Origin of the sequence: Brochothrix campestris, from assembly GCF_046058945.1 — a bacterium.
GTDB classification, from domain to species: Bacteria; Bacillota; Bacilli; order Lactobacillales; family Listeriaceae; genus Brochothrix; species Brochothrix campestris.
Genome location: NZ_CP175511.1, coordinates 1,668,908 through 1,693,614 on the forward strand (window position 1 = coordinate 1,668,908; position 24,707 = coordinate 1,693,614).

Below are 24,707 nucleotides of genomic sequence, written 5' to 3' on the forward strand. Positions count from 1 at the left end.
GCTCTTTTAGTTAGGCATTCCAATGAAAAATAAACCATTCCACTTTTTGGACGGGCAAACCCCGTCCTGTTTTCAATTCAAAATCCGCTTTGGCTAACAAGGCCATTGCTGTTTGTAATGGTGCCAATTCGATGTGACGGACTGATTGGGCCGCTAACTTCGCACGGTATGGATGTACCTTTAAGGTTCGAGCCATTTCCGGATCACTGTAGCCTTTTCGTTTCATAATTTTGACTTGATTCATCAGACGAAACTGACTGATTAACAATGCTAGTATTTTAATCGGCTCTTCTTTTTGTTTTATAAGGTCACGGTATATTTGTAACGCCTCACCTGTTTGTTTATTAACGACTTTTTCGGTCAGTTGAAAGACGTTTTGTTCGAGCGAGCGTACAACCATGTCAACGACAATCGCCTTCGTCATGACGCCACCAGCGACATACAAAGCGATTTTTTCGAGTTCTTTAAGCGCCACCGACAATTGAAAATTCGTCAAGACGAGTAATTCATCCATCGCGGCGGGCTCATAATCCATCCCTAACTGTTGGGCATGTGCGGTTAACCATCGTTGCATCCCTTGTTCGTTCGGTGCAGACGCATCAATCACAACTGCTTGTTCTTGCAAGGCTTTACTGATTTTTTTACGCGCATCCAATTTATTAACACCAGCAACAATCACCAAAACAGTAAAAGGAACAGGTTGCTCGATGTAATGGGCGAAACTATCCGTTTGGTGTTCAAGTTTGCTTTTTTCAGTCGTCAAGAAGGTCGGTCGTTGCAAGACAACCACCTTCCGCTCCCCCCAAAAAGGGACTGATTCGGCTTCGGCAATCGCCTGTTCAACTGGCACCTCCGTTAAATCAAAGTTCGCATAGTTAAACTCCGCCTCATCATCGGCTAAGGCAGCCATCTCGATGCGCTTAATTGTTTCTTGAATAATGTATGATTCCGTTCCTGTAATTAAATAAATCGGTGCAAATTCGCCCCGTTCGATTGCTTGCCATTCTTTGATCATTTTGTCATCCCCACATTCTTACAGCTACTTACCTTTATTATAACTGATATCCGAGTGATTATCGACTATCAGTCTGACGGGGTGATTGTCAGCTCAATCCGCGGTTTCTTACCATTAAAACGATACACAATTGCACCACTCTCCGCTGTACTGCGTATTTTTACCTGCTGTTGATTTAAAATTGCCAACACTTCAGGATGAGGATGCCCGTATTGGCTGTTTTGCGCGACTGAAATCCACGCCTCCTTTGGGCCAATTTGAGCGACAAAGTCTGCGTCTGTTGAAAATTTACTACCATGATGACCGACCATTAAAAAATCCATTGCCAAGGTTGGATACTGTTTCATCAACCGTTTTTCTTGGGCGATTTCCATATCGCCTGTAAACAACCAATTTTGTTCATCCAATCGAGCACTTAAGACGACCGAATGTTCGTTTTCGCCAATCCCACCCTCAGGCAACGGATTTAACACGGTAAATTGAGTTACACCGAGCATTATCGTATCACCTTCTTTCACTTCCCGCTGCTTAACCGTTTGTAACTGTGCTAACATACTCGCCATCAAAGGATCAGCTGCTGCTCCTTTGCCGATAATCAGTTCACCAATCGATAGTTCTGCAGCGACCTCCAACAAGGCACCCATGTGGTCATAATCACTATGGGTGATGACCACTTTATCAAGGTGACGAATCCCCCAACTTTTCAAGGTCGGATTCACCACATTTTCACCAATTGTAAACGGTGCTTTTTGCCGTTGTTGCCAAGCAGCAGGCTTCTGCCACACGTATTTACCCCCGGTATCGATCAACATCGTCCCTTGACGGTTTGGTAATTGAATAAAATGGGCATCACCTTGACCAACATCAAGCAGGGCAATCATCCCGCCATTGGCCCACTGTGTTTGGAGTGGCAGTGACGCAATAAACAGCCATAGCAGCACCTGAGTGCGCTTGATAAAACGGTGATTCTCCCAACAAACAAACACATACACAATTAAGCAGCCTAACAGCCAATAACTAACTGGTGGCGCGCGGCCAGTGACGTAAACAGTTGCTGGCCAGTCCAAAAAATAAAGGGCAAGTCTTTCACTTTTCAGGAGAAGCCATTCGAGTGTGTTGTTTGCGAAAGCGGGCATCAACTGCAGCGGGATTAAAATAACGCTCAGTATAACAACCGGAATTAATAGCGCGGTATAAAAAGGCACGAACAAACTATTGGCCCAGACACTTGCCAATGAAAACTGAAAAAAATGATAACTTAAAATGGGCAGTGTAAACACTGTCGCCATGTAAGAGACAATTGCTAATTGAAGCGGTTTATAGCGATAACGCGCAATGATTTGACGGCTCAGTACGAGTCCTAAACAAACGGCATACGACAGTTGAAAACCAATCTGAAAAAGTTGATAGCTATCGCGTATCAACTGCAAATTATAGCTGAGGATTAAGGCGGTGAAGGTTGTAAACCTTAGCGGCGACAACTCTTTGACCAATAGTAAGACCATCATCGTTACCGCTCGTACTACTGGTGCATTGGCGCCTGCCATAACAGCAAATACGAGCAAAAACGCAATCGTCAGCATGGCAGCCGTTGCGCGGGAACAACGCATGATTAGCAAACCGACAAACAAGCCCCCTCCTATTAAGGTTACATGCAGTCCTGAAATCGCGAGTAAATGAATTACGCCTAAATCGCGATAGGCCTTCGTGACATCAGGCGCAATGGCTGAGCGATCACCAAAAATCAAGGCATGCGTATAGGCCACGACTCGTTTCGAGGCACGTTGTTCAATTTGTTGCATCAACAGTTGTCGCAGGTGCGCGAGACGATTAATCACGCCAACCGTTTCCGTAGAGAGTGCCGTCATCTCCGTCATGGTTGCTACATAATCAATCCGTTGCCTTTTTAAATACTCATTTTCAGAAAATTGCTGCGGGTTACGCCGCTGTTGCATTGGCCTCAATTCGGCCTCGATGTGTAGCTGTTGTCCGGGAGCGAATGTTTCAAGCTGCTGTTTTTGCGCAAAGCTGTCAATCGTCCCTGTTAGTTTAGTCCGGCTGTTGCCCTGTTTAACGACGGCTTGTACATAATCGCCATCAATCGCAATGGCTTGCAGTACAAAAGGTTCGGAAAAAATCGGTTGTGATGGTTGTGGCACCGGTATTATTAGCGTGACATACATGATGACGGTGACCAACGCTAACCATTGACGGTAGATGAGTCCATAGAGGCTGCTCATTAAAAAAAGGCAGGTCAATACCACCACCTGCTCTTGTGTCAAAGCCATCAATGTTACGATGACACTCACAATTAACAGATGACGTGGCATTCCCTCACCTCCCGCATTATAGTTGGGTCTTAACTGCCCTAATTAAGGCGTCGTGTTCAATCGAGTCAGGCAGTTGTTTTAAGGCCGCTACAATTTCCTTTTTAAGTGGTTCTGCTGTTTTAATATTATTTATCTCTTCTAGTGGCACATAGTGCAACGCCACGCCAGCCTGTTCAAATAATTGCTCGGCATACGGATGATTATGATAGTTTTTAGCATAGGATACCTTTTTTATACCCGCTTGAATAATTGCCTTACTGCAATTAACGCATGGATAGTGTGTCACGTATAATTCCGCCTCTTCAGTTGAGGCACCAAACTTAGCACACTGTAAAATGGCATTCATTTCAGCATGAACCGTTCGAATACAATGCCCATGATCCATTAAACATTGCTCATCGATACAATGTGTTTCCCCAGCGACAGAGCCGTTATACCCGCCTGCGATAATACGATTATCACGCACAATTGTAGCCCCAACCATTAGCCGGTCACATGTACTGCGTGAAGCCAACAAATGACTTTGTGCCATGAAATATTGTTCCCACGTAATTCTTCCCATTGTGTGCCACTCCTTTTTTTAAACTATTATCAGTATAGTCACACAACTTCACTTACGTCAACACTTCAGTTGCAGATTGTTACACTTCTAAATAGTCACTCAAGCGTTCCAACGTTTTCTCACCGATACCGCTCACTGCTAATAAATCTTCGATTCTTGAAAACAACCCATTTTCTTCACGATAAGCAAGAATAACTGCGGCTTTAGCTGGACCAATACCTGGCACCGTCAGCAACTGTTCCAGTTCGGCCTCATTCAAATTCACCTTTGTTGGGCTGTCATTAGCAGCATTGCCTGCTATCGCTGTTGTTTGTTCGCCGTCAACAGCGACATAAATGACCATTTGATCCGTTACCTTCTGCGCTAAATTAATTTGTGTTTCGTCAGCCTCAGGGAGCAATCCTCCTGCCCGTTGAATGACATCTTTAACACGAGCATCGGTGGCCATCTCATACACATTAGGCTCTTTAACAGCCCCTTTAATGTCGACAAACACATGCGTTGGTAGAGCAGGTGTGTCAGTCGTATGTTCGACTACTGGCGGGGCAATTGTTTGAACCTGTCGGGGTGTGGCTATTGGTTGCCTGAGTACGACAGCAATACTAACAATGATAACGACGATTGCCACTCCGCAAATAACACGGATACGATAAAGCTCGTAGAACGTTCTGATTCGATTCATCACAGTCCTCCTCACTATCCTTATACGTGATTGGGGATGGCTTACCTCTTTTTGACCACAATTGTTCCCATGAACTTAACTTATAAAACTGTAGTTACCGTTTAAAAAGCTCCTTTTTGTAAGTAGTGCCCCTGTAAAATTGGTTATCCTGCTAAAAAAAACGCATAAAAAAAGTCTCATCACTGTGCACGGGGGCTACGTTTGATGAGACTTCTACTATTTTATTTGTGACAAACGAAGAACAAGCGCTCTGATGTTGCAGTTGGTGCGTCATCAGTAAAGTCAGCACAGACTTTTACAGACTGAAAGCCCGCCGCTGCTAAGAGACGTTCGTACGTTGCAATCGGATAGGTGCGTTCACAATGTAACTCGTCACGACGAGTGTACATGTCCATTTCTTCATCATATAAGAAGAACGAAAGATCATGTTCAACGCTATGGTCATGCTCGCCTTTAAATGAGCGCCAAATAAATGACACATCGTCATCATTATCGGCAAAGACATAATTATCAAACAAGACATCGACCTTATGTGTGCTATGCACATCAAAGATAAAGGTGCCCGTGTCGGATAAATGGGCCAGTACGCGTTCAAACACGTTTAAGACGCTTGCTTCATCAGGCATGTAATTGAGCGAATCACTTAAGCATGTGATTGTCTCGAATGTTTGGCCTAAATCAAAATCAAGCATATTCGCTTCAAACAACGGAATTCCGATGTTTGCTCGGGTGAATTTTTCTTGCGCCAACACTAACATATTCGCTGCTAAATCGAGACCAGAGACATCGTATCGCTCTGCTAAGCGCAGAGCAAACTCACCAGTACCACAGCCTAAATCCAATAACGAGGTGTTATGCGTACTATGACGTACGACAAAGTTGACCCATTTTTCATACAGTGATTTATCCATTAAATCATCGTAAACGAGGGGAAACGTATCGTAATTTTCCATCTTAAGCGAAAGCTGCAGATACATCCATCGTTGGTGCATCGCCCCATAATTTTTCAAGGTTGTAGTATTCACGGTCTTCGCTATGGAAAACATGAACGACAACATCGCCTAAGTCAACTAAGACCCAACGTGATGCTGAAATACCTTCAATGCGACCGACATCAATACCGTGTTCATGCGCTTGGTCTTTTACTTCTGTTGCAATGGCTTTAACTTGTTTTTCAGAGTTCCCGTGACAAATAATAATGTAATCTGTCATTGACCCCATCGCAGTCATATCTAAAGCTATAATTTCTTCTGCTCGTTTATCATCGCAAGCTTTCGTTGCGAACATTAATACCTCTTTGCTATTTATCAAAATTTCGCTCTCCTTCTTCTTTTAACTGTTTTGTGATCATATTGTACGCTTCAAATGTATCAGGGAAAATAGGTTGCTTCCGTTGAATTAAATAATTCATCGTTTGTGATAATTCAAACCGGACGGCCTCATCCAATGATATTTTCGCCAGTTCCCGCGCTTCTTCAACTCCAGGGAATTCACGGTTTGGTTCAATGTAATCAGCAACAAAAATAATTTTTTCAAGTGTCGACATGTTACGTTGACCGGTTGTATGAAACGTGATAGCTCCTAAAATTTCAGAGTCATCAATTCCAATCTCCTTATTCACTAAGACCGCACCAACTGGAGCATGCCATAGATTGGGATGATACTCGAGTAAACTTTGGTCTAAATCTTCTTTAATAATAATATGACGCATTTCATCGATGTCACGAATTTTAGCGTAGTCATGAAAAATCGCTGCTAAGCTCGCTTTTTCGGGATTGACACCATGATTGCGGGCTAATTCAACTGCCGTTTTTTCAACACCTAATGTGTGAATGTAACGCTGTTCAGTCAAATGTGGTTTCACTCGTTCTAATGCTTCTTCACGATTCATAAAATTGGCTCTCCTTTATCGCGTAATAGACATTTTCAGGTACCATATAACGAACTGATTGGCCTGCTTTAAGCTGCGCTCTAATCGCTGATGATGATAAATCCATCAACGGTAAGGCAAGCGTTTCAATCGGGTAGTCTGATTGTAATCTATAACCTTTTCTCGTTACTCCAATAAATGTTACAAGTTCCATCAGTTTATTTATATTGTACCATTTCGGTAAATATTCAACCATATCGGCGCCGATGATGAAATAAAACTGTACATCTGGTTCTAACTGTTTCATTTCTAACATTGTATCATACGTATATGAACTTCCACCGCGAGTGATTTCACGTGTATCAATAGTGAAGTGGGTATTGTTTGCAATTGCCCCCTTCACTAGAGCGATACGCGCTTCATCAGTAATGCCATCAACCACTGCTTTATGCGGTGGGATTGCATTAGGTAAAAACCGAATTTCATCTAATTGATAAGCCTCGAAAACTTGTTCGGCTATAAATAAATGTCCAAAATGAGGTGGATTGAATGTGCCACCTAGTATACCAACACGTTTTGTCATTGTTACACCCCGATTATATTATGATGGAAGTTTAATCTTAGGATCAGTCTTAGATGTACGGTATAAAATAATTGTTTTACCAATGACTTGTACCAATAATGATTTTGTTTTTCGTGTTAAAATTTGCGCAACTTCAGCCGGTACTTCGTCGCTATTTTGTAAGACACTGATTTTAATTAATTCACGCACTTCAAGTGCCTCTTTAATTTGACGCGTCATGTTTGAATTAACGCCGCCTTTTCCGATTTGGAAAATTGGTGTAAGATGATGCGCTTCACTACGTAAGAATCGTTTTTGTTTACCTGTTAGCATTTTTTAAACCCTTTCTCATTTGCTGCAGCAATCATTTTATCAATGTCAGGCCAAATACCTGTCCATATTTCAAACGCCACTGCGGCTTGATATATTAGCATGCCCAATCCATTTTGTTTCGGGTTGCTTTGTGCAGCCTTTAAAAAGGCTGTTTCTTGCGGATTATAAATTAAGTCACTGACAAACGTATCCGCTCGTAATCTTGTTAAATCGAGTGGGAGTTGATCATCCGTTGGATTCATTCCTAACGATGTCGTTTGTACAATGCAATCGAACTGTTCTAACTGTGCTGCAGCCACTGTTAGACTCGCTGCTTCAACACCTGTCGCAATGGCTAACTGCTCTGCTTTTGAAACCGTGCGGTTCGTAATGGTAATCCGTCGATAGCCTGCTGCCAAAAGGGCCACTAAAATGCCTTTAGCTGCCCCGCCTGCTCCGATAATTAAAATCGTTGAGGCAGTCGTTAACTGTTTGAAGTCAGCTTTCAAGCTATGAATAAAGCCCGCGCCATCGGTATTGTAACCAATGTAACCTGCATCTGTCTGTTTGACGGTATTGACCGCCTGTGCGAGACGCGCACTCTCATCAATGCCGTCTAAGTAAGGCATGATTGCTTCCTTATAAGGCGCTGTCACATTGAAGCCAGCTATTCCCAAAGCTTTTAGGCCCTTGAAGGCGTCTGCCTGCTTTTCAGCTGCAATTTCAAAAGGGACGTAGGCCGCCTCAATCGCTAAAGCATCAAAACAAACTTGTTGTATTGTTGGAGAGATACTATGACCAACCGGTTGACCGATAACCGCATACGTTTTTTTCATCACAGAGCACCATCCTTTTTACATAATTGTGCGACGAATTGTCACGTTGACGTTTTCAGGAACCCATGCCTTAACATGTGCGCCTTCTTCCAACGTTACCCATCCTAATCCTGAGAACACAATGTCCATCTTCGTTTTAACATGGAATTCCTGTGCCACAAGTTTCGGAAAGGTTGCAACATCGTCTGCAAACGGCGGTTGTAACAAGTCACCGAGGTGGTTCGCATACAAGTCATCGGCTTTTTCAAGTTTTGTACGATGAATTTTAATGCTGTTTGGTAAATAACAGGTAAGTGAACGACGTCCACCACTAATGTAATCAAGACGTGCTAAACCGCCAAAGAAAAGTGTTTGCTCTTCGTTTAATTGATAGCTTACCGGTTTGATTTCTTTTTTAGGTGTAATAGCCTTCAACGTTTTATCTGTTACAACGTGAGCCATTTGGTGATGATTGATAATCCCTGGTGTGTCAACAAGCATACTGCCATCATCCAACGGAATTTCAATAATATCTAAGGTTGTCCCTGGGAAATGCGAGGTCGTAATCACATCTTTTTCTCCACTGACTTCGTGAATCACGCGGTTAATAAAGGTTGATTTCCCTACATTTGTACAGCCAACAACATACACATCGCCGCCCTTACGTAATTTTTCGACTTTTTTCAAAATCGGATCTAAATCACCGTCACGTAATGAGCTAATCAAATCAACCTCGACTGGTTTCATGCCTAATTCTTTCGCACGACCACGCATCCAGTTCATTAATGGAGGACGCTTCATTGAATGTGGCAATAAATCAACCTTGTTACCTAATAATAAAATCGGGTTGTTGCCCACAAAGCGTTGCAAACCTGGTAACCAGCTGCCATCAAAGTCAAAAATGTCCACGAGCATCACAATCAAGCCCTTTTTGTCTCCTAAGCCGTTTAAAATCCGTAAGAAGTCATCGTCAGTTAACGACACGTCTTGTACTTCATTGTAATGTTTCAAGCGGTAACACCGTTTACAAATAATATCTTCTCGATTAAGGCTCGATGCTGGTGCAAATCCAAGCGCCTGCGGATCTTCGGTTTGGATTGTTGCCCCACAACCGATACAATGTAGTTCTTGTAATTCTTCTGTTTCCATTTATAGTTGATCCTCCCATGTTAATGGTTTTTTTCGTTTTAATAGCGCAATCACTATTTTCTCGATTTTACGGTTAATTTTCGTGTTCCAAGCATCACTCTGTTTAACCGGTTTTACTAGAATGGTAAATAAACGTGCACGATTTCCGCCAAAAACATCTGTCAAAAGTTGATCCCCAAACATAGCCACTTCATCACGGCGCACAGCGTATAAACGCATCGCACGTTTGAAGCCAGTAGTTAAGGGTTTTTGGGCCCGGTAAACAAACGGAACGCCTACTTCGTCCGCAATTTTACGTACACGTTCTTCACTATTATTTGATACAATCGTTACTTCAATCCCTGCAGCTTTCAAATGATTAATCCACTCCACTAAATGGCTGGGAGCTGTTTCGTCATCCCAAGCAATTAAGGTATTATCTAAGTCGGTAAAAACAACTTTAATACCTTGTTGCTTTAATTGGTCGGCTGTAATGTCGTATGGTGTATGAACCATCCGATTCGGTAAAAACATTTTCAACAAATTTCAGGCACCTCGCTTTTTCTCATTCTTATTTATTATAACTGAAAAAAATGTGTTTGTCGCATAAACTTTATGTCTATTCACGCTACTAAATCCTATTATTATAACATAGACACACAAAAAGTGTCGATTTTATCGATCATTACGATGAAAAGATACGTACAATTCACCTGTCACAATATTTTGAATTAACCAAAAACTAAGTGTATAATTCAAGAAAGACACACCGCCATACGGCGTACAACAAGGAGGACTTATAAATGACAACAAACTACTCACTATCATGGGATATCGACACTTTCTTTACTGGTGGTTCACACTCTGAGGCCTTTCAAGCGAAACTAGACAACACCACTAAGGAACTGCACGCCTTCAGCACTGCTGTTTCTGACTGGAACGGGACGGATTACAACTCTTTTGTAACCTTAATTGACACCTATACAACATTACGGATGGCCCTTTTTCAAATGAGCTCCTTTATTGAATGTGTCGCTGCTGCTGATGCCAGCGATACCTACAGCGATACACTCTTAAATAAAATCGGTTCGTTGAGCGCTGCCTTGAAAAATGCGTCAAATGACTTAGCGCAACAAACGTTACTACTGGAGGATGCCACTTGGGAAGAATGGCTCACTCGAACTGAACTGCATGACGTCGCCTTCGTCCTCGCTGAACTGCGTTCAAACCAAGCCCATCTCTTATCAGCCAAGGAGGAAACCTTAATAAATAACCTTAGCGTTGACGGTTACAACGCCTGGGCCGCACACTATGACACTTTAGTCGGCACAATGCGCTTTGATGTTGTGACGGAAACAGGTGAAATAGCCTCACTATCAGCCGGTCAAACCGACAACTTACTCAATGCTGCTGATTACAAAGTTCGTCATGATGCCTTTGCCGTATGGCAAAAAACGTGGCAAGAAAAAGCGCCCTTGTTTGCTGATACATTGAACCACCTCATCGGTTTTCGTCTGGCGAAGTATGAGGCTCGCCACTGGGATGTACTTGATGAATCGCTTCGTTTAAACCGCCTCAATGAAGCTACCTTGACAAGCATTTGGACTGTTGTCGCTCAAAACAAGACGCCTTTGCTGGCCTTTTTGAAACGAAAAGCGGCCTTATTAGGACTCGATCAACTCGGTTGGGTTGACGTGGAAGCACCACTGAACTTAGGCGCTACTCAAACAATTCGTAACTTTCAAACCGGTGCCGACTTCATTGAAGAAAACTTCGCCAAATTCAGTCCTGAAATGGCTGCCTTTGCTCACAACGCCTTTGCCAACAGTTGGATTGAAGCCGAAGACCGTGACAACAAACGACCTGGCGGCTTCTGCATCGAATTTCCAGAAGACGGTGAAAGTCGTATCTTCATGACGTACGACGGCTCAGCCAATACAATTTCGACCTTAGCACACGAATTAGGCCATGCCTTCCATTCTCATGTGATGCGGGACCAATCCGCTTTAAACCGTGATTATGCGATGAATGTTGCCGAAACAGCTTCAACTTTTGCTGAGATTTTAATTTCGGATGCAGCCATCAAAGCAGCGACATCAAAGGCTGAAAAAATTCAGTTACTCGAAGATAAAATCCAGCGCAGTGTCGCTTTCTTTATGAACATCCATGCCCGCTTCTTATTTGAACAACGTTTCCATGAGGCTCGTAAAAACGGAGCGCTCACTGTCGAAGTCTTAAACGAATTAATGGAGACGGCGCAAAAAGAAGCGTTTGTTGACAGTTTAAAAGACTATAACCCAACGTTTTGGCAATCGAAATTGCATTTTTACATCGATGACATTCCGTTTTACAACTATCCTTACACCTTTGGTTTCCTCTTCTCTGCTGGTATCTATGCTCAAGCAGCCTCGTCTGAAACGAGTTACGAGCAGGCATACATTGCCTTATTACAAGACACAGGCTCAATGACAACCGAAAACCTTGCGCAAAAACACCTCGGTGTTGACTTAACACAACCCGACTTTTGGCAAGCAGCCGTAGATGTTGTACTAAAAGATGTCACTGACTTTTTAGCCTTAACAGAAGACTTAATCTAACAAAAAAAGACAACTTGAGTTGGAACTGCCACTATAATTAGATACAACTAAAAAAGAGCACCTCAAAATTGGTAAAATGAATTTTGAGGTGTTTTCGTATGTCAAAACATAATTTTTCTCCTGTTGAATTAAAGATTCATATTATTGAACATTTTCTTAATAGTCATGCACTTATCAGTAACGCGTTTTTTGTAGATATTAATAAAGGAGCTAGGATTATGCGTAAATAGGGATAAATTTGTATTGTGAAGAAGAAAAAATTTAAGAAGCCTGGTAATCCATATGACATTTTTAAAAATGTCATTACTAAGGATTGGGCAATAGCTAGACCTCTTTGTAAAGTGACAACGGCTATTACTTAGCTACCTTTTGGTAAATCTATGCTCTATTTATCAACTATTATCGATACCTTTAACAGTGAGATTGTAGCCTACAAAATTTCAGATCATCCAGATACTAAATTAGCCGTAGCTACCTTAAAGCAGATTGGCAAATTTCCCAAAGGAGCCATTTTGCATAGTGCTCAAGGTTCAACCTACACTGCAAAAGAATTTTTTGAAGTAGCCCCCAAAAAAACGGTTCTATAATTTATGGTGTTGGTGAATTTTCACTGATTCCTATTTTTTCGCAAAAAAACAGCAACATTTTCAAAATCCCTATAATATTAAGTCACCACAACAAATTTATAAGGGGGATTCGACAATGTCAGCTATCACTTTTAATAATATCGCGAATTCCTCTGGAATTACAGATGAAACTATTTCTTTTCCAAAAACATGGTGTTTAACTCAGTTAATTAAAGGTGTTTTAAGCACTTGTTATTTGGGTACACGCTCTTACACACCCTCACGGTGTGCGAATTGCGGCTTTAATAATAAAACAGTTAAACTCATTAAACACGGAACTAAACTATCACGTATCACACTCCCTAAAACAAATAACCTTCCAACCTATCTCTTTTTAAAGAAGCAACGCTTCTTATGTAAAGGATGTAAAACAACCTTTATCGCTTCAACTTCGATGGTAAAACGAAATTGTTTTATCTCCAAACGTGTCATCCAAACACTAGCTGCCGAAGGACAGTTTATTACTTCTGAAAAAGATATCGCTTTTAGACAGAGTGTTTCAACAACTACTGTTAATCGTGCTTTACACCAATGGTCTCCTCAATTCAAACCGAACTATCAAAGGCTTCCACTACATCTTTCAATGGATGAATTCAAATCGGTAAAGAGTGCTGAAAGTTAGATGCGTTTTATTTTCACTGATGCGAAAAAATATGAAATCATTGATATCCTCCCATCTAGAAGATTGCATCATCGATCGTTTTCATTTGTCCCAATTAGTAACACGCTCCCTTAATCAAACACGCATTAAACTCATGAACCGTTATGATACTTCAAACTCAGAAGATAAAAAGATTTATCGTAAACTCAAAGCGTATTGGAAATTACTTCTCAAAAACAAAACAGACTTAAGCGATTTTGATTATCGCTATCATCGTTTATTTAACGGACAAAAAAGTTCGAGAGGAATCATCGATTACTTTATGACACTGGATGTTGAATTCAAAGAAACGTACGAACTAGCACAGCAATTACTGATTGCGCTACAACACAAAAATCCCCCTGCTTACCAATCACTGATTCAGACTAAAAAACCTTTCGTTTCTTCACAACTGAAACGCAGTTTAAAAACATTAAACAAGCATTTACCTGCAATCGAAAATAGTTCTAAATACGAGGATTCCAACGGGCATTTAGGAGGGATCAATAACAAAATAAAAGTGATTAAACGGATTTCGTTTGGTTACCGTAACTTTTCAAATTTCAGAAACAGGATTCTACTCGGATTCAATCATAAACGCATCGCTCCCAACTCGTAATTAATTGACTCTTGTACTGTCTTTTAATACGCGAGGAGCCTCAATAATAAACGTGCAGCGTCATGACGTTTGTGAAGGCGACTCTAGCGGGAAAAGTGGCAGCTGAATACCCCAAGCGGAGCGCGGAGGATGAAGCGTCACCCGCAGAAAGCGTCCTTCACATTAGGAATGACTACAAAAAAAGCAGCTACCAAAAAAGTAGCTGCAAAAATGACTTGTTTTACTAACTTTTGAATAACAACACTATTTGACATAGAGCCAAAAAAACGTTATCCGAAGTATGTCCCGTATGGGGACGCCTTCAGATAACGCACCAATAGAATTGTTTCATTCCTCGTTAAAGTCTGAAACATTCTACATTAACAAAGAACCGATTGGTTCTAATAACATCGTAATCGATAGTGTTGAAAATTACATTACATTTTGGAATAACAAATGCGTCTTAACTAAATGAGGTCATCTTTCACCAATAGATTACCGGATTACCGGAAAAAGATGACCTAATGAGATGCTCTTTTTAAATTGTGTCAAAAAGCAGTTGCATTCCCGTGCTGTTATGCAACTAAGTTGTCTTTTTTTGCATTACTTTAATTCAGCTCTTTTACAATCGCTGTGACAATATTCGCTGAGTTTTTAGCCGCTAATGGTAAAAATTCATCATAAGTGACAGACGACTCTTTACCCGCAATGTCTGATAACGAGCGAATAATAATGCTTGGCACATTAAATTGAAAGGCTGTTTGCGCGATTGCAGTCGCTTCCATTTCGGCTGCTTTGGCCATTGGAAAATGCGAGACAATATGCTCGCGTTGATCAGGACGGTGAATAAACGAATCGGTTGTCACAATTAAACCTTCCGCCACTTGATGCTCACTGCTGTTGGCTGTTAAGATCGCTAATACTTTTGTTTGTAATTGCTGATCTGGCTCGTAAAAGGCTGGCATTTGCGGAACTTGACCGTAGGCGTAACCAAAAGCAGTTGCATCAGCATCGCCATAGGTTGTTTGATTAGCCAACACAACGTCACCGACATTCAAGGCACTATCCAAGCCACCAGCTGAGCCTGTATTAATCACAACGTCTGGTGCAAAACAATCAAGCATCAATGCCGTTGTTAAGGCAGCATTCACCTTGCCGATACCCGATTGTAATAATACAACCTCTTTACCGGCTAATTGACCCGTATAAAATAAGCCACTTGCGATGCGATGTTCCACGCGATTACTTAACTGTGCTTTTAATTGTTCTACTTCTGATTCCATTGCACCAATAATACCAAATTTCATCTCTATCCATCCCCACTATTCTTTTTTATCGTTAACGGTTAACACTTCGATTTTATCGACCTGCCACCCTTTTTGATCGACCCAGCTTAAGTATGCCCGATAAGCCGGTGCGCCACCACTTTTCAATGAAACGGTCGCGATTGAATCACTGCCCGCTGCACTCCCATTTTCCACATACCAGATTTCGAGTACGTTGACTGGCTGTTCTAAGGCTGCCGCAACAGCAGCGAGCTTTTCTGACCAATCGACCGTTGTACTCTCATACGAGTTGACATGCTGACCGGTTTGCTTCGTTCCGATTGGTTGCCAGTCGGCAGTCCATGTTTCTTTAATCGTACTATTGGATTCACCTTTAGTGATTTTTTTTGTCAGTTGAGTTGTTTGTTTTTTTTTAGTCGATGATGAAGCATCATCATCTGAACGTTGCTTTACCTGCTCAGATGACACTTCATTCTTCGCCACTTTTACCCCATCAAGTGGCTCGTTGTTGCCTGTAGTTAAAATGACAAAGTACAAGGTAGTTGCAATTAGCACGAGCAACACACCAATCATGATGTTTAAAATCAGATTTGTTTTTTTTCGTCTTTGGCTCTTCGTTAACCGTGAATTACCAGCAGTTGTTGTTGACGTTTCCATTGGTTGCTTTGGCTGCGTACGTTGCCGCTTCCCTTGTCCACGATAGCGTTTTTGTTCACTCATGTTTCCACCTCCGAATTACATAATAATACTATCATACATCACATAATTAATCTAAGGTTAACACAGACTGCTTTTTTTATGCGACCTAAAAAAAGCGTACCGACATAAACTGTCGGCACGGCTTCGATAGCTAAATAGAGTCAGCTTATGCTTTTAATCCAGTAATTAATACTTCAATGTCCCCACCTGGAGTAGGTACAGTTACTTGTTCGTCTACTTTATGGCCAAGTAACGCTTTCGCGATTGGTGAATCGTTTGAAATAAGACCTTTAAACGGATCTGCTTCTGCACTACCAACAATCGTATATGTTTCTTCATCACCAGCTGGTAATTCTTTGAAAGTGACTGTTTTACCAATTGAGATAATATCAGTCGCTGCTTCTGAACTATTAATAATTTGAGCATTACGTACCATGTTTTCAAGCGTTGTAATACGACCTTCAACAAAGGCTTGTTCATCTTTGGCTGCATCGTACTCAGAGTTTTCACTCAAGTCACCAAAGCCACGCGCGATTTTAATACGTTCAACCACTTCTTTACGTTTGACCGTTTTAAGTTCATGGATTTCATCTTCTAATTTTGCTTTACCTTCTAATGTCATTGGAAATACTTTTTCTTCCACAGTAATCGCTCCCTTTAATTGTAGTGCATTGATATCTATTGGATGAACAGCGCTTACACGCTGCACACACTATTGTATCAATGTAACATATTATTTCTTGAATTGTCTACTATCCTTCCTTATTTTGGAAGAAATGACTCACTTTTGTTTGTAATAAATCGATGGCTACTTTATTTTCGCCACCTTCAGGAATAATCACATCAGCATATTTTTTGGTCGGTTCGATAAATTGATTGTGCATTGGCTTAACAACAGTTGTGTATTGTTCGATGACTGATTCAATCGTACGGCCACGTTCTTTAATATCACGGAGCATTCGTCGAATAATCCGAATGTCATCGTCGGTATCGACATACACTTTAATATCCATCAAGTCGCGAAGACGCTCATCAGCTAGTACTAAAATACCTTCGACAATAATAACATCTTGGGATTCTTGGTGGATTGTTTCTGCTGAGCGCGTGTGATTAGCATAATCATACACCGGTTTTTTGATGGCCTCACCACTTTGCAACGCTTTAATATCTTTAATGAAACGATCCGTATCAAAGGCAAATGGATGGTCATAGTTCGTGTTAAGTCTTTCTTCGAAGGAAAGGTGGCTTTGATCTTTGTAGTAGGCATCTTGTTCGATCATTAAAATAGATTTCCCTGAAAAATATTCGATGATTGAGCGTGACACACTCGTCTTGCCTGAACCTGTTCCTCCTGTGATACCGATGACGATTGATTGATTACCCATGTCTAACTCCCCTTATTTTTATTTAATATGCTCTGCGGCTAATTTATTATGTTCTTTTAATGTTTTAGCGTAAAAAACCTCGCCTGTTTCTGTATCTGCTAAGAAATAGTAATAATCAGTTGTTGCTGGTTTTAAGGCCGCATCAATCGACAACTCACTGCTGTTACTAATCGGACCGATTGGTAAATGGTCGATTTGATACGTGTTATATGGTGAATCGACTTCGATGTCATCGTAGCTGACAAAGGTTGTCCCGGTCTTTTTCAAGGCATAAAGGACAGTTACATCAGATTGAATCGGCATCTTAGCCGCCAGTCGGTTGTAAAAGACACTTGCAATCTTCGAACGATCGGTATGTGCTGTCGCTTCTTTTTCTAGTAACGACGTAAATGCTAAAAATTGATTAACACTTAAGTTGGTTTTTTTAATCTCGGCTAAGCGAGGTTCAATCACCTTATTTGTTTTTATAATCATTTGTTCGACAATTTCTTGCACTGTTGGTTTATCACCGACTGCAAATGTATATGTCGCCGGGAATAAGTAACCTTCAAGAGGATACATCACCCCTTCTTTTAACACGTTAGTGGTTAAGAGATTCGGATACTTCGCAATCATCTGTTTCACAAACACTTGATCGTTCATTTGGACCAGTACATCTTTTTCTTTGAGACCGGTATATTTAGCTATTTTAGTCGCTGTTTGCGGTAAGTTGAGCCCTTCTGGAATTGTTAAGGCTGGCGCACTCGCTTCATCCCCACTGACAAATTGTTGCATAATTTCTTCGGCAGTCATCGTCTTATTAACCGCAAATTGCCCTTCTCGTAGTTCTGTTTGTTTTAAATATTTTGCATAGTATTTAAATATCATAGGCTGATGAATGACATCTTTAGCAGCTAATTCATCTGCCAAGGTCGCCACCGTATCACCCGACTTCACTTTAATATACACATCTGTTTTATTAGTTTTATCAACAGCACCTATACTGTAGTTAAAATAGAGGTAGCCGCCTATCGCTACGATTACTATTAAACTCAAAACGGTTAAAACAATCATCTTACCTTTGTTGGATGACTTTTTACGTTTCTTCATTTTTCTCCTCTTTTCTGTGAGTCCTCAAGTTTCATTATCTATAATAGCTATCTTTCGGCATTTTTTCAAGCACTATCAGACGTGAACTAGCAATAATGCTCTCATATTGCGCAATTATTCTCATTAAGACCTAAATAAAAAAGCCTTGTTCCAAAATCGGAACAAAGCAAGTAATACGATATTATTCTTCGCCAGCTTCTTCTTCATCAATTAAAAACGTATTTAATACTTCTTCAACCATATCCCACTCATCATCTTCAACAACTGGTTTCAAGTCTCCTGCAGTACCGTCTTCTTGTTCAATGTAAGTATACACTTGTAATTCAACTTCTTCTGCGTCGTGATCGCTCTCTGGGTAGCAGTAAACGTATGAATTACCAAAGAATGGGCTTTCTTTTTCTGGTGCGAAAGTAAGTAAGACAGCGTATAACTCTTCGTTACCGTTTTCGTCAATTACCGTAATGTGTTCGTGGTCATGTGCTTGTTCATGATTATGTTCGCTCATTATAAAATCTCCCCTTAACAATCTTATGATTGTGAATTTAGGTAGCCTTGTAAAATTAACACTGCTGCTAATTTATCAATGACCCCTTTGCGTTTACTTCGTCGTACGTCTGCGTCAATCAAGGTGCGTTCTGCTGCTACTGTCGTTAGTCGTTCATCCCATAAAACAACGGGAATCTTAAACTGATCACGGAGCGACTGCGCATAACGTTCAGCCGCTTCTGCCCGTGGACCAATTGAATTATTCATATTCTTAGGATAACCAACAACGATTTTAGTGACAACGTATTCCTCAATCAACTCCGCGACGCGCTCAAAACCAAACTGTTCTTTATCTTCTTTAATGCGTATTGTTTCAATCCCTTGAGCGGTCCAGCCCAAGGCATCACTAATTGCAACGCCGACTGTGTGAGAACCAACGTCTAATCCCATCGTTCTCATAAGTTAGTTTGTCTCACTTTCTACTGTTAAATAACTGTTAACCAACTCTTCGATAATTTCATCGCGTTCTAAGCCACGGATTAATTGTCGCGCCTCATTATGGCGTGGAATGTAAGCAGGGTCTCCGCTTAACAAATAGCCCACGATTTGACTTGTTGGGTTATACCCTTTTTCTTCTAATGCTACATACACTTGTTGCAAAACTTGTTTAACGACTGGTTTTTCGATTTCATCACCAAAGTCATATCTCATCGTTTCATCAAAAGGACGCATTCGTAACACCTCTTCTTCCTAAGCTAGAATACACCTTTATTCTACACTATTTACCTAGTTCTCACAAACATAATGCAACATCACTTACTGTGCATCTACCCAAGTTGCTACCGCTGCCAATGCCTCGCTAACTTTACTTGCGTCTTTACCACCAGCCTGAGCCATGTCAGGACGTCCACCACCGTTACCACCACAAATGATGGCAACTTCTTTAATTAAGGCGCCAGCTTTATAGCCTTTTTTAACAAGATCCGGTGAAACGGCTGCAATAATATTAACTTTATCAGCGGCTGGTGCTGCCATTAGGACCACAATGCCACTTTCGTCTTTTTGCTTCCAAAGGTCAACTAATTGACGTAATTGGTTCATGTCTTTAACATCGACCTTCGCTGTCGTCACATTGACATCGTTCACAACAGTCGGTGTTTCAAAGATTGATTGGGCTGCTTGGGCTGATAAGCGGGCAGCTAAGGTTGCACTCTCTGTTTGAGCTGCCTTGAAATCGGCTTGAAGTTGTGTGACTTTAGCAGGTACATCTAATGCTTTCGCTTTCAGGTCAATTGCTACTGTGTTGAGGGCGTTAATTAAATCAGCATCGAATAAGTACGCGGCCTTGCTTGTAACTGCCTCAATGCGTCGAATCCCTGCGCCCGTCCCACTTTCAGAAACAATCTTAAAGAGACCAATTTCAGCAGTGTTACGCACATGAACACCCCCACAAAACTCGAGACTGTAATCGCCAATCTCAACGACACGAACGACATCGCCGTATTTTTCACCGAACAACATCATCGCACCTAATTTTTTTGCATCTTCAATTGCTTTTTCTTCAATCATCACGTCAAGTTCATCCCAAATACGCGCATTAACTTCCGCTTCAATTGTTTGTAATTCGGCAGCTGTAATTTGACCGAAGTGTGAGAAGTCAAAGCGGAGACGTTCTGCTTCTACTAATGAACCGGCTTGGTTGACATGCTCACCTAGAGTGTTTTTCAACGCACGATGTAGCAAATGCGTTGCTGTATGGTTTTTAACGATTAAACGGCGGGCTGCTTCATCAACTTGGAGGTCGTAGCCTTCACCAACTGTAATCGCACCTGTTTGAACGCTGACACTGTGCATGTTTTGTTTTTGTGGTGCTTTTTGAACAGCTGATACGACAGCTGCTGTTGTGGCAGATGTAATCGTACCTGTATCCGCAACTTGACCACCTGCTTGCGCATAAAACGGTGTTTTATCAAAGATAACCTCACCTTTTTCACCTGCAACGAGTGTAGCGACTGCCTCACCATCTTTAATGATTGCAACAGCTGTTGCGGCTGTGTGTGTCTCTGTGTAACCAACAAACTCACTCGCAATGGTTAGTTTTGCTAACACATCACTTTGAATGTTCATTGAATCCGTTGTGCTACGAGCATCACGCGCACGTTGACGTTGCTTGTTCATCTCAACTTCAAACGCAGCATGATCGACTTGTAAGCCTTGATCCTCAGCGTATTCCTCAGTTAATTCAACTGGGAAACCATATGTGTCATACAATTTAAAGATGGCTGCACCTGGTAATTCGGTTGTTCCGGTGGCTTTTGCATCAGCAATTAGTTTTTCTAAAATTGCTAAACCGTCATTTAAGGTTTCGTGGAAACGTTCTTCTTCGTTACGCACAACTTTTTCGATGAAGGCTTGATTTTTTGTCACTTCTGGATAGAAGTCATTCATAATGCGAGCAACTGTGCCTACTAATTCATACATAAATGGTTTTTCGATGTTTAAAAACTTCGCATAACGAACCGCACGGCGAATTAAACGACGCAACACATAGCCTCGTCCTTCATTCGAAGGCAACGCACCATCACCAACTGCAAATGAAACTGTTCGAATATGATCGGCAATCACTTTAAAGGCTGGTTTTTGTTGGGCATTGCTTGTTGCATACGCAATGCCTGAAATTTGTTCGACATGGGCAATGATTGGCATAAACAAGTCACTTTCGAAGTTTGTTTCAACTTCTTGTAACACACATGCCATTCGTTCAAGACCCATCCCAGTATCGATGTTTTTATTCGGTAATTCTTTGTATTCACTTCTTGGTACAGCTGGATCCGCGTTGAATTGTGATAAGACAACGTTCCAGATTTCAATGTAACGATCGTTTTCAAGATCCTCTGCCAATAAACGGAGTCCGATGTTCGCTTCATCGTACGCTGCACCACGGTCGTAGAAAATTTCAGTGTTTGGTCCAGACGGTCCTGCACCAATTTCCCAGAAGTTATCTTCAATCGGAATAATGCGTTCATCTTCTAAGCCCAATGCTTTCCAAGCCGCAATTGACTCCGTATCATCGGGAAAAACTGTTACGTACAGTTTTTCTTTGGGCATTGCAAACCATTCGTCGCTTGTTAATAATTCCCATGCCCATTTGATGGCATCTTCACGGAAGTAATCACCGATTGAGAAGTTACCGAGCATTTCAAAGAACGTATGGTGACGGGCTGTTTTACCGACGTTTTCGATGTCGTTTGTTCGAATTGCTTTTTGGGCATTTGTTAAACGGGGATTGTCTGAAATAACAGTCCCATCAAAATATTTTTTGAGGGTTGCTACACCTGAGTTAATCCATAATAAGGTTGGATCTTCCTTTGGAACGAGTGACGCACTTGGTTCGATTTTATGACCTTTTGATTCAAAGAAATCCAAGAACATTTGTCTGATTTCTGCACCTGATAAAGCTTTCATTAGTTAGTTTCCTCCTCTATAAAAATAAAAAAAGCTATCCCTTTGCAATATTAGGGACGAAAAATCGCGGTACCACCCTAATTGCAACGACATAGACATCATTACCTCTTAAACATCCTTTAACGTTGATGAGACGGCAGGTTATGCTCGAAAAAGGTAGCGTATCGCGGCTTTCATTAGCAGTTGTTTCAACCGAGCAACTGCCTCTCTTTAAATGAAGAATGCCTTAATATTCCTTTTCAAAATTTAACTTTATGTGTTTATCATCATTTTAGATGATTTCACCAATTATTTCAATAGGCAGTTACGCTTTCTTTGAAAGGCTTATACTAGCCAGCTCGTGCTTTATTCTAGTATAGTAGAGCATATATTATAAAATGGTACGAGCTATTAACCAATTGGAGGACTACACATGCAAGTTTTAATGATTGAAGATAATGAAAGTGTTTGTAAGATGGTCAATATGTTTTTTAAGAAGGAAGGTTTCAAGGCGACGTTTAGCCACGATGGCCAACAAGGGCTCGATTTATACAAGGAGACACCCGAGCAATTTGATATTATAATTGTTGACCTGATGCTCCCTTCGCTTGATGGGATGTCGATTGTCATGGCGATTCGGGAAACGAGTAAGGTGCCTATCATTATTTTAACGGCAAAAGAATCTGAAGCCGATCAGGTACTCGGACTCGAACTCGGTGCCGATGACTATGTCACGAAACCATTCAACGCCTTAACATTGATGGCGCGAATTAAAGCCGTTACCCGTCGCTCACAAGCAACAGAAAAAGAAACAGTTGCTGATGCAGATACCTTAACGACCGCTTTTTTTAAAATTAGCCGCTCCACGCACGAACTGTTCTTTGAGGATACTCCTGTTGCCGCGTTAACGCCGAAAGAATTTGATTTGCTTTATTTTTTAATGGCGCATCCACGCCAAGTTTTTTCGCGTGAGCAGTTGCTTGAACAGGTGTGGGGCTATCAATTTTATGGCGACGAACGGACGGTTGACGTTCACATTAAACGGCTTCGCAAAAAAATATCGACTGACACACACGCCTTTATTCACACGGTTTGGGGTATTGGCTATAAATTCGATGAAACGGAATGATTCCGATGAAAATCAAATATTTCACCCAACTCTTTTTAACTAATTTATTCATTGTACTAATGACGAGTGCTGTGATAGCCGTTCTAATGACCCATTTTTTATCCGGTTATGTCTATGATAGTAAGGTTGATGAACTGAAGGCCTTTGGCACGGCGATGGCGAAAGAATTTAAAAAGACCGATAATACAGTCAGTATTGATAAGGTCGAGCAATACCAGACCTTATTGAATGCCAAGGATATTACCATCACCTTATTCGATGCTCAAAAGACGTTTTTATATGCACAAACAGGCCTAACATTTCAAATTGATACGAACGAATGGGAAAAGTTAAAAAACGGCAATCAAATCGCCGTTCCTTTTGAAGATGGTCGGTTCAATCGCACAGTTTCGTTTGTGCTGACACCAATCACCACTTCTAAGGGCGTTTTCGCTGGTGGTATTTTATTAATTTCACCTGTGTCGGAGATTGAGAAGGCGATTAATACTTTACGTAATAACGTCGTAATTGCCAGTGGCGCTTCGTTGCTGCTAGCCCTAGTGTTAAGTTATATTTTCTCTCGGTTTCAAGTGAAGCGAATCAACAAATTACAACAAGCGACACAATTGATTAGTGATGGTAATTTTGATGTGCAACTGCATTCGAAAGACGCCGATGAAATCGGTAACTTAGCGAATGACTTCGATCGGATGGCCTTATCTTTAAAACAATCGAATGAAGAAATCGCCTTACAGGAACGGCGACGTCGTCAATTCACCGTCGATGTTTCACACGAACTGCGGACACCGCTTACCACTATTAGCGGTGTGGCTGATGCGTTAGTGACAGATGTGATACCGCCTGAGGAATCACATGAAAGTATCCGCTTGATACAAACAGAAGCGAAGCGTTTAATTCGGTTAGTGAATGAAAATATCGATTACGAACGGATTCGAACGAATCAAGTGGTATTGCATAAAAATGAGTTTCAATTACTGGAGTTGTTTGAGATTGTAAAAGACTCACTGGCATTTAGTGCGCAACAAAAAAACAACGAAATCCGTCTCGAAATCGATGCCTCGATTTTATTAAATGCCGATTATGACCGCATTACACAGGTTTTAATTAACATTGTCAAAAACAGCATTCAATTTACCGATAACGGTTTGATTACCTTACGTGGTTTTCAAACGGCGACTGATACAATAATTGAAATTGAAGACAGTGGCATTGGCATTAGCAAACAAGCGATTGAAGAAATTTGGGAACGATTTTATAAAGCCGATATTTCGCGGACGAATACAAAGTATGGCGAATCCGGCATTGGTTTATCAATCGTGAAGCAGTTAATCGCTTTTCATGATGGCACTATTAGCGTCCGGAGCGAAGAAGGACACGGCACTTGTTTTACTGTGACCCTCCCGCGCTTAACAGCAGAAACACACAACTAACCTGAGCAGAGGCTGAAGGCTA

Annotated in this window: 27 protein-coding genes and 1 pseudogene; 7 read left to right on the forward strand and 21 right to left on the reverse strand. The window is 41.3% G+C overall.

The window, feature by feature from the left end; translation table 11 throughout:
* Window positions 1–10 precede the first annotated feature (10 nt).
* The 12 genes from holA to ACJYYY_RS08280 all read right to left on the reverse strand — a co-directional run bounded on the left by holA (window position 11) and on the right by ACJYYY_RS08280 (window position 9,810).
* Window positions 11–1,015 carry a DNA polymerase III subunit delta gene (holA, locus tag ACJYYY_RS08225; protein ID WP_408868814.1) on the reverse strand — a complete coding sequence of 335 codons (1,005 nt, stop codon included), beginning with the start codon at window positions 1,013–1,015 and terminating at the stop codon, window positions 11–13.
* A gap of 68 nt (window positions 1,016–1,083) precedes the next feature.
* Window positions 1,084–3,345, reverse strand: a complete 2,262-nt coding sequence (locus tag ACJYYY_RS08230) for a DNA internalization-related competence protein ComEC/Rec2 (RefSeq protein ID WP_408868815.1) — start codon at window positions 3,343–3,345, stop codon at window positions 1,084–1,086.
* Between the two features lie 16 nt (window positions 3,346–3,361).
* Window positions 3,362–3,907, reverse strand: coding sequence for a ComE operon protein 2 (locus ACJYYY_RS08235; protein ID WP_035315596.1), 546 nt, complete (start codon window positions 3,905–3,907; stop codon window positions 3,362–3,364).
* 79 nt (window positions 3,908–3,986) lie between these two features.
* Window positions 3,987–4,589 carry a helix-hairpin-helix domain-containing protein gene (locus ACJYYY_RS08240; protein WP_035315595.1) on the reverse strand — a complete coding sequence of 201 codons (603 nt, stop codon included), beginning with the start codon at window positions 4,587–4,589 and terminating at the stop codon, window positions 3,987–3,989.
* Window positions 4,590–4,810: 221 nt separating this feature from the next.
* Window positions 4,811–5,599, reverse strand: a complete 789-nt coding sequence (locus ACJYYY_RS08245) for a class I SAM-dependent DNA methyltransferase (protein WP_408868816.1) — start codon at window positions 5,597–5,599, stop codon at window positions 4,811–4,813.
* The gene (gene rsfS / locus ACJYYY_RS08250) at window positions 5,544–5,897 is read right to left on the reverse strand and encodes a ribosome silencing factor (protein WP_035315627.1); all 354 of its coding nucleotides are present in this window, start codon (window positions 5,895–5,897) and stop codon (window positions 5,544–5,546) included. The genes ACJYYY_RS08245 and rsfS overlap by 56 nt, the downstream gene beginning before the upstream one ends.
* Window positions 5,890–6,480, reverse strand: a complete 591-nt coding sequence (gene yqeK / locus ACJYYY_RS08255; protein ID WP_035315593.1) for a bis(5'-nucleosyl)-tetraphosphatase (symmetrical) YqeK — start codon at window positions 6,478–6,480, stop codon at window positions 5,890–5,892. Before yqeK ends, rsfS begins: the two co-directional genes overlap by 8 nt.
* Complete coding sequence (locus ACJYYY_RS08260) at window positions 6,470–7,042, reverse strand: nicotinate-nucleotide adenylyltransferase (RefSeq protein ID WP_035315592.1); 573 nt, start codon at window positions 7,040–7,042, stop codon at window positions 6,470–6,472. The genes yqeK and ACJYYY_RS08260 overlap by 11 nt, the downstream gene beginning before the upstream one ends.
* An 18-nt stretch (window positions 7,043–7,060) precedes the next feature.
* Complete coding sequence (yhbY, locus tag ACJYYY_RS08265; protein WP_035315591.1) at window positions 7,061–7,354, reverse strand: ribosome assembly RNA-binding protein YhbY; 294 nt, start codon at window positions 7,352–7,354, stop codon at window positions 7,061–7,063.
* A complete protein-coding gene (gene aroE / locus ACJYYY_RS08270) occupies window positions 7,348–8,169 on the reverse strand; it encodes a shikimate dehydrogenase (protein ID WP_035315590.1) in 822 nt (273 codons plus the stop codon). The genes yhbY and aroE overlap by 7 nt, the downstream gene beginning before the upstream one ends.
* A gap of 18 nt (window positions 8,170–8,187) precedes the next feature.
* Complete coding sequence (yqeH, locus tag ACJYYY_RS08275; RefSeq protein WP_035315589.1) at window positions 8,188–9,297, reverse strand: ribosome biogenesis GTPase YqeH; 1,110 nt, start codon at window positions 9,295–9,297, stop codon at window positions 8,188–8,190.
* Complete coding sequence (locus tag ACJYYY_RS08280; RefSeq protein ID WP_035315626.1) at window positions 9,298–9,810, reverse strand: YqeG family HAD IIIA-type phosphatase; 513 nt, start codon at window positions 9,808–9,810, stop codon at window positions 9,298–9,300. It abuts the gene before it with no gap.
* Between the two features lie 269 nt (window positions 9,811–10,079).
* On the opposite strand from ACJYYY_RS08280, the gene ACJYYY_RS08285 reads away from it, so the two are divergent.
* The 5 genes and pseudogenes from ACJYYY_RS08285 to ACJYYY_RS08305 all read left to right on the forward strand — a co-directional run.
* The gene (locus ACJYYY_RS08285) at window positions 10,080–11,873 is read left to right on the forward strand and encodes a M3 family oligoendopeptidase (RefSeq protein WP_035315588.1); all 1,794 of its coding nucleotides are present in this window, start codon (window positions 10,080–10,082) and stop codon (window positions 11,871–11,873) included.
* 380 nt (window positions 11,874–12,253) lie between these two features.
* Window positions 12,254–12,460, forward strand: a complete 207-nt coding sequence (locus tag ACJYYY_RS08290; RefSeq protein WP_035315625.1) for a DDE-type integrase/transposase/recombinase — start codon at window positions 12,254–12,256, stop codon at window positions 12,458–12,460.
* Window positions 12,461–12,575: 115 nt separating this feature from the next.
* The gene (locus tag ACJYYY_RS08295; protein ID WP_408868817.1) at window positions 12,576–13,121 is read left to right on the forward strand and encodes a transposase family protein; all 546 of its coding nucleotides are present in this window, start codon (window positions 12,576–12,578) and stop codon (window positions 13,119–13,121) included.
* 85 nt (window positions 13,122–13,206) lie between these two features.
* Window positions 13,207–13,758 carry a transposase gene (locus tag ACJYYY_RS08300; protein ID WP_408869236.1) on the forward strand — a complete coding sequence of 184 codons (552 nt, stop codon included), beginning with the start codon at window positions 13,207–13,209 and terminating at the stop codon, window positions 13,756–13,758.
* Window positions 13,759–14,017: 259 nt separating this feature from the next.
* Window positions 14,018–14,212: pseudogene (locus ACJYYY_RS08305) on the forward strand (IS3 family transposase); the annotation flags it as partial.
* A gap of 133 nt (window positions 14,213–14,345) precedes the next feature.
* Here the strand turns inward: ACJYYY_RS08305 and ACJYYY_RS08310 are convergent.
* From ACJYYY_RS08310 to alaS, 9 genes are all read right to left on the reverse strand, one after another.
* The gene (locus tag ACJYYY_RS08310; protein ID WP_035314065.1) at window positions 14,346–15,044 is read right to left on the reverse strand and encodes a 5'-methylthioadenosine/adenosylhomocysteine nucleosidase; all 699 of its coding nucleotides are present in this window, start codon (window positions 15,042–15,044) and stop codon (window positions 14,346–14,348) included.
* A 15-nt stretch (window positions 15,045–15,059) separates the two neighbouring features.
* Complete coding sequence (locus tag ACJYYY_RS08315; RefSeq protein ID WP_408868818.1) at window positions 15,060–15,743, reverse strand: YrrS family protein; 684 nt, start codon at window positions 15,741–15,743, stop codon at window positions 15,060–15,062.
* A 145-nt stretch (window positions 15,744–15,888) separates the two neighbouring features.
* Window positions 15,889–16,365, reverse strand: a complete 477-nt coding sequence (gene greA, locus ACJYYY_RS08320; protein WP_084038540.1) for a transcription elongation factor GreA — start codon at window positions 16,363–16,365, stop codon at window positions 15,889–15,891.
* A gap of 109 nt (window positions 16,366–16,474) precedes the next feature.
* On the reverse strand, window positions 16,475–17,107 hold the full coding sequence (gene udk, locus ACJYYY_RS08325) for a uridine kinase (protein WP_035314067.1): 633 nt from the start codon (window positions 17,105–17,107) through the stop codon (window positions 16,475–16,477).
* A gap of 18 nt (window positions 17,108–17,125) precedes the next feature.
* On the reverse strand, window positions 17,126–18,196 hold the full coding sequence (gene mltG, locus ACJYYY_RS08330; RefSeq protein ID WP_035314068.1) for an endolytic transglycosylase MltG: 1,071 nt from the start codon (window positions 18,194–18,196) through the stop codon (window positions 17,126–17,128).
* 181 nt (window positions 18,197–18,377) lie between these two features.
* Complete coding sequence (locus ACJYYY_RS08335) at window positions 18,378–18,701, reverse strand: DUF1292 domain-containing protein (protein WP_035314070.1); 324 nt, start codon at window positions 18,699–18,701, stop codon at window positions 18,378–18,380.
* A 23-nt stretch (window positions 18,702–18,724) separates the two neighbouring features.
* On the reverse strand, window positions 18,725–19,141 hold the full coding sequence (gene ruvX, locus ACJYYY_RS08340; protein ID WP_035314072.1) for a Holliday junction resolvase RuvX: 417 nt from the start codon (window positions 19,139–19,141) through the stop codon (window positions 18,725–18,727).
* 3 nt (window positions 19,142–19,144) lie between these two features.
* Window positions 19,145–19,414 (reverse strand): IreB family regulatory phosphoprotein, encoded by a 270-nt coding sequence (locus tag ACJYYY_RS08345; RefSeq protein ID WP_035314074.1) that lies wholly within the window; start codon window positions 19,412–19,414, stop codon window positions 19,145–19,147.
* 84 nt (window positions 19,415–19,498) lie between these two features.
* Window positions 19,499–22,147, reverse strand: a complete 2,649-nt coding sequence (alaS, locus tag ACJYYY_RS08350) for an alanine--tRNA ligase (protein WP_035314075.1) — start codon at window positions 22,145–22,147, stop codon at window positions 19,499–19,501.
* 412 nt (window positions 22,148–22,559) lie between these two features.
* Between alaS and ACJYYY_RS08355 the strand changes: the two genes are divergently transcribed.
* Together ACJYYY_RS08355 and ACJYYY_RS08360 are read left to right on the forward strand one after the other, a co-directional pair.
* Window positions 22,560–23,255: a response regulator transcription factor gene (locus ACJYYY_RS08355; protein ID WP_035314076.1), complete on the forward strand. Its 696-nt coding sequence runs from the start codon at window positions 22,560–22,562 to the stop codon at window positions 23,253–23,255.
* A gap of 5 nt (window positions 23,256–23,260) precedes the next feature.
* The gene (locus ACJYYY_RS08360) at window positions 23,261–24,685 is read left to right on the forward strand and encodes an ATP-binding protein (RefSeq protein ID WP_408868819.1); all 1,425 of its coding nucleotides are present in this window, start codon (window positions 23,261–23,263) and stop codon (window positions 24,683–24,685) included.
* Window positions 24,686–24,707: the final 22 nt, after the last annotated feature.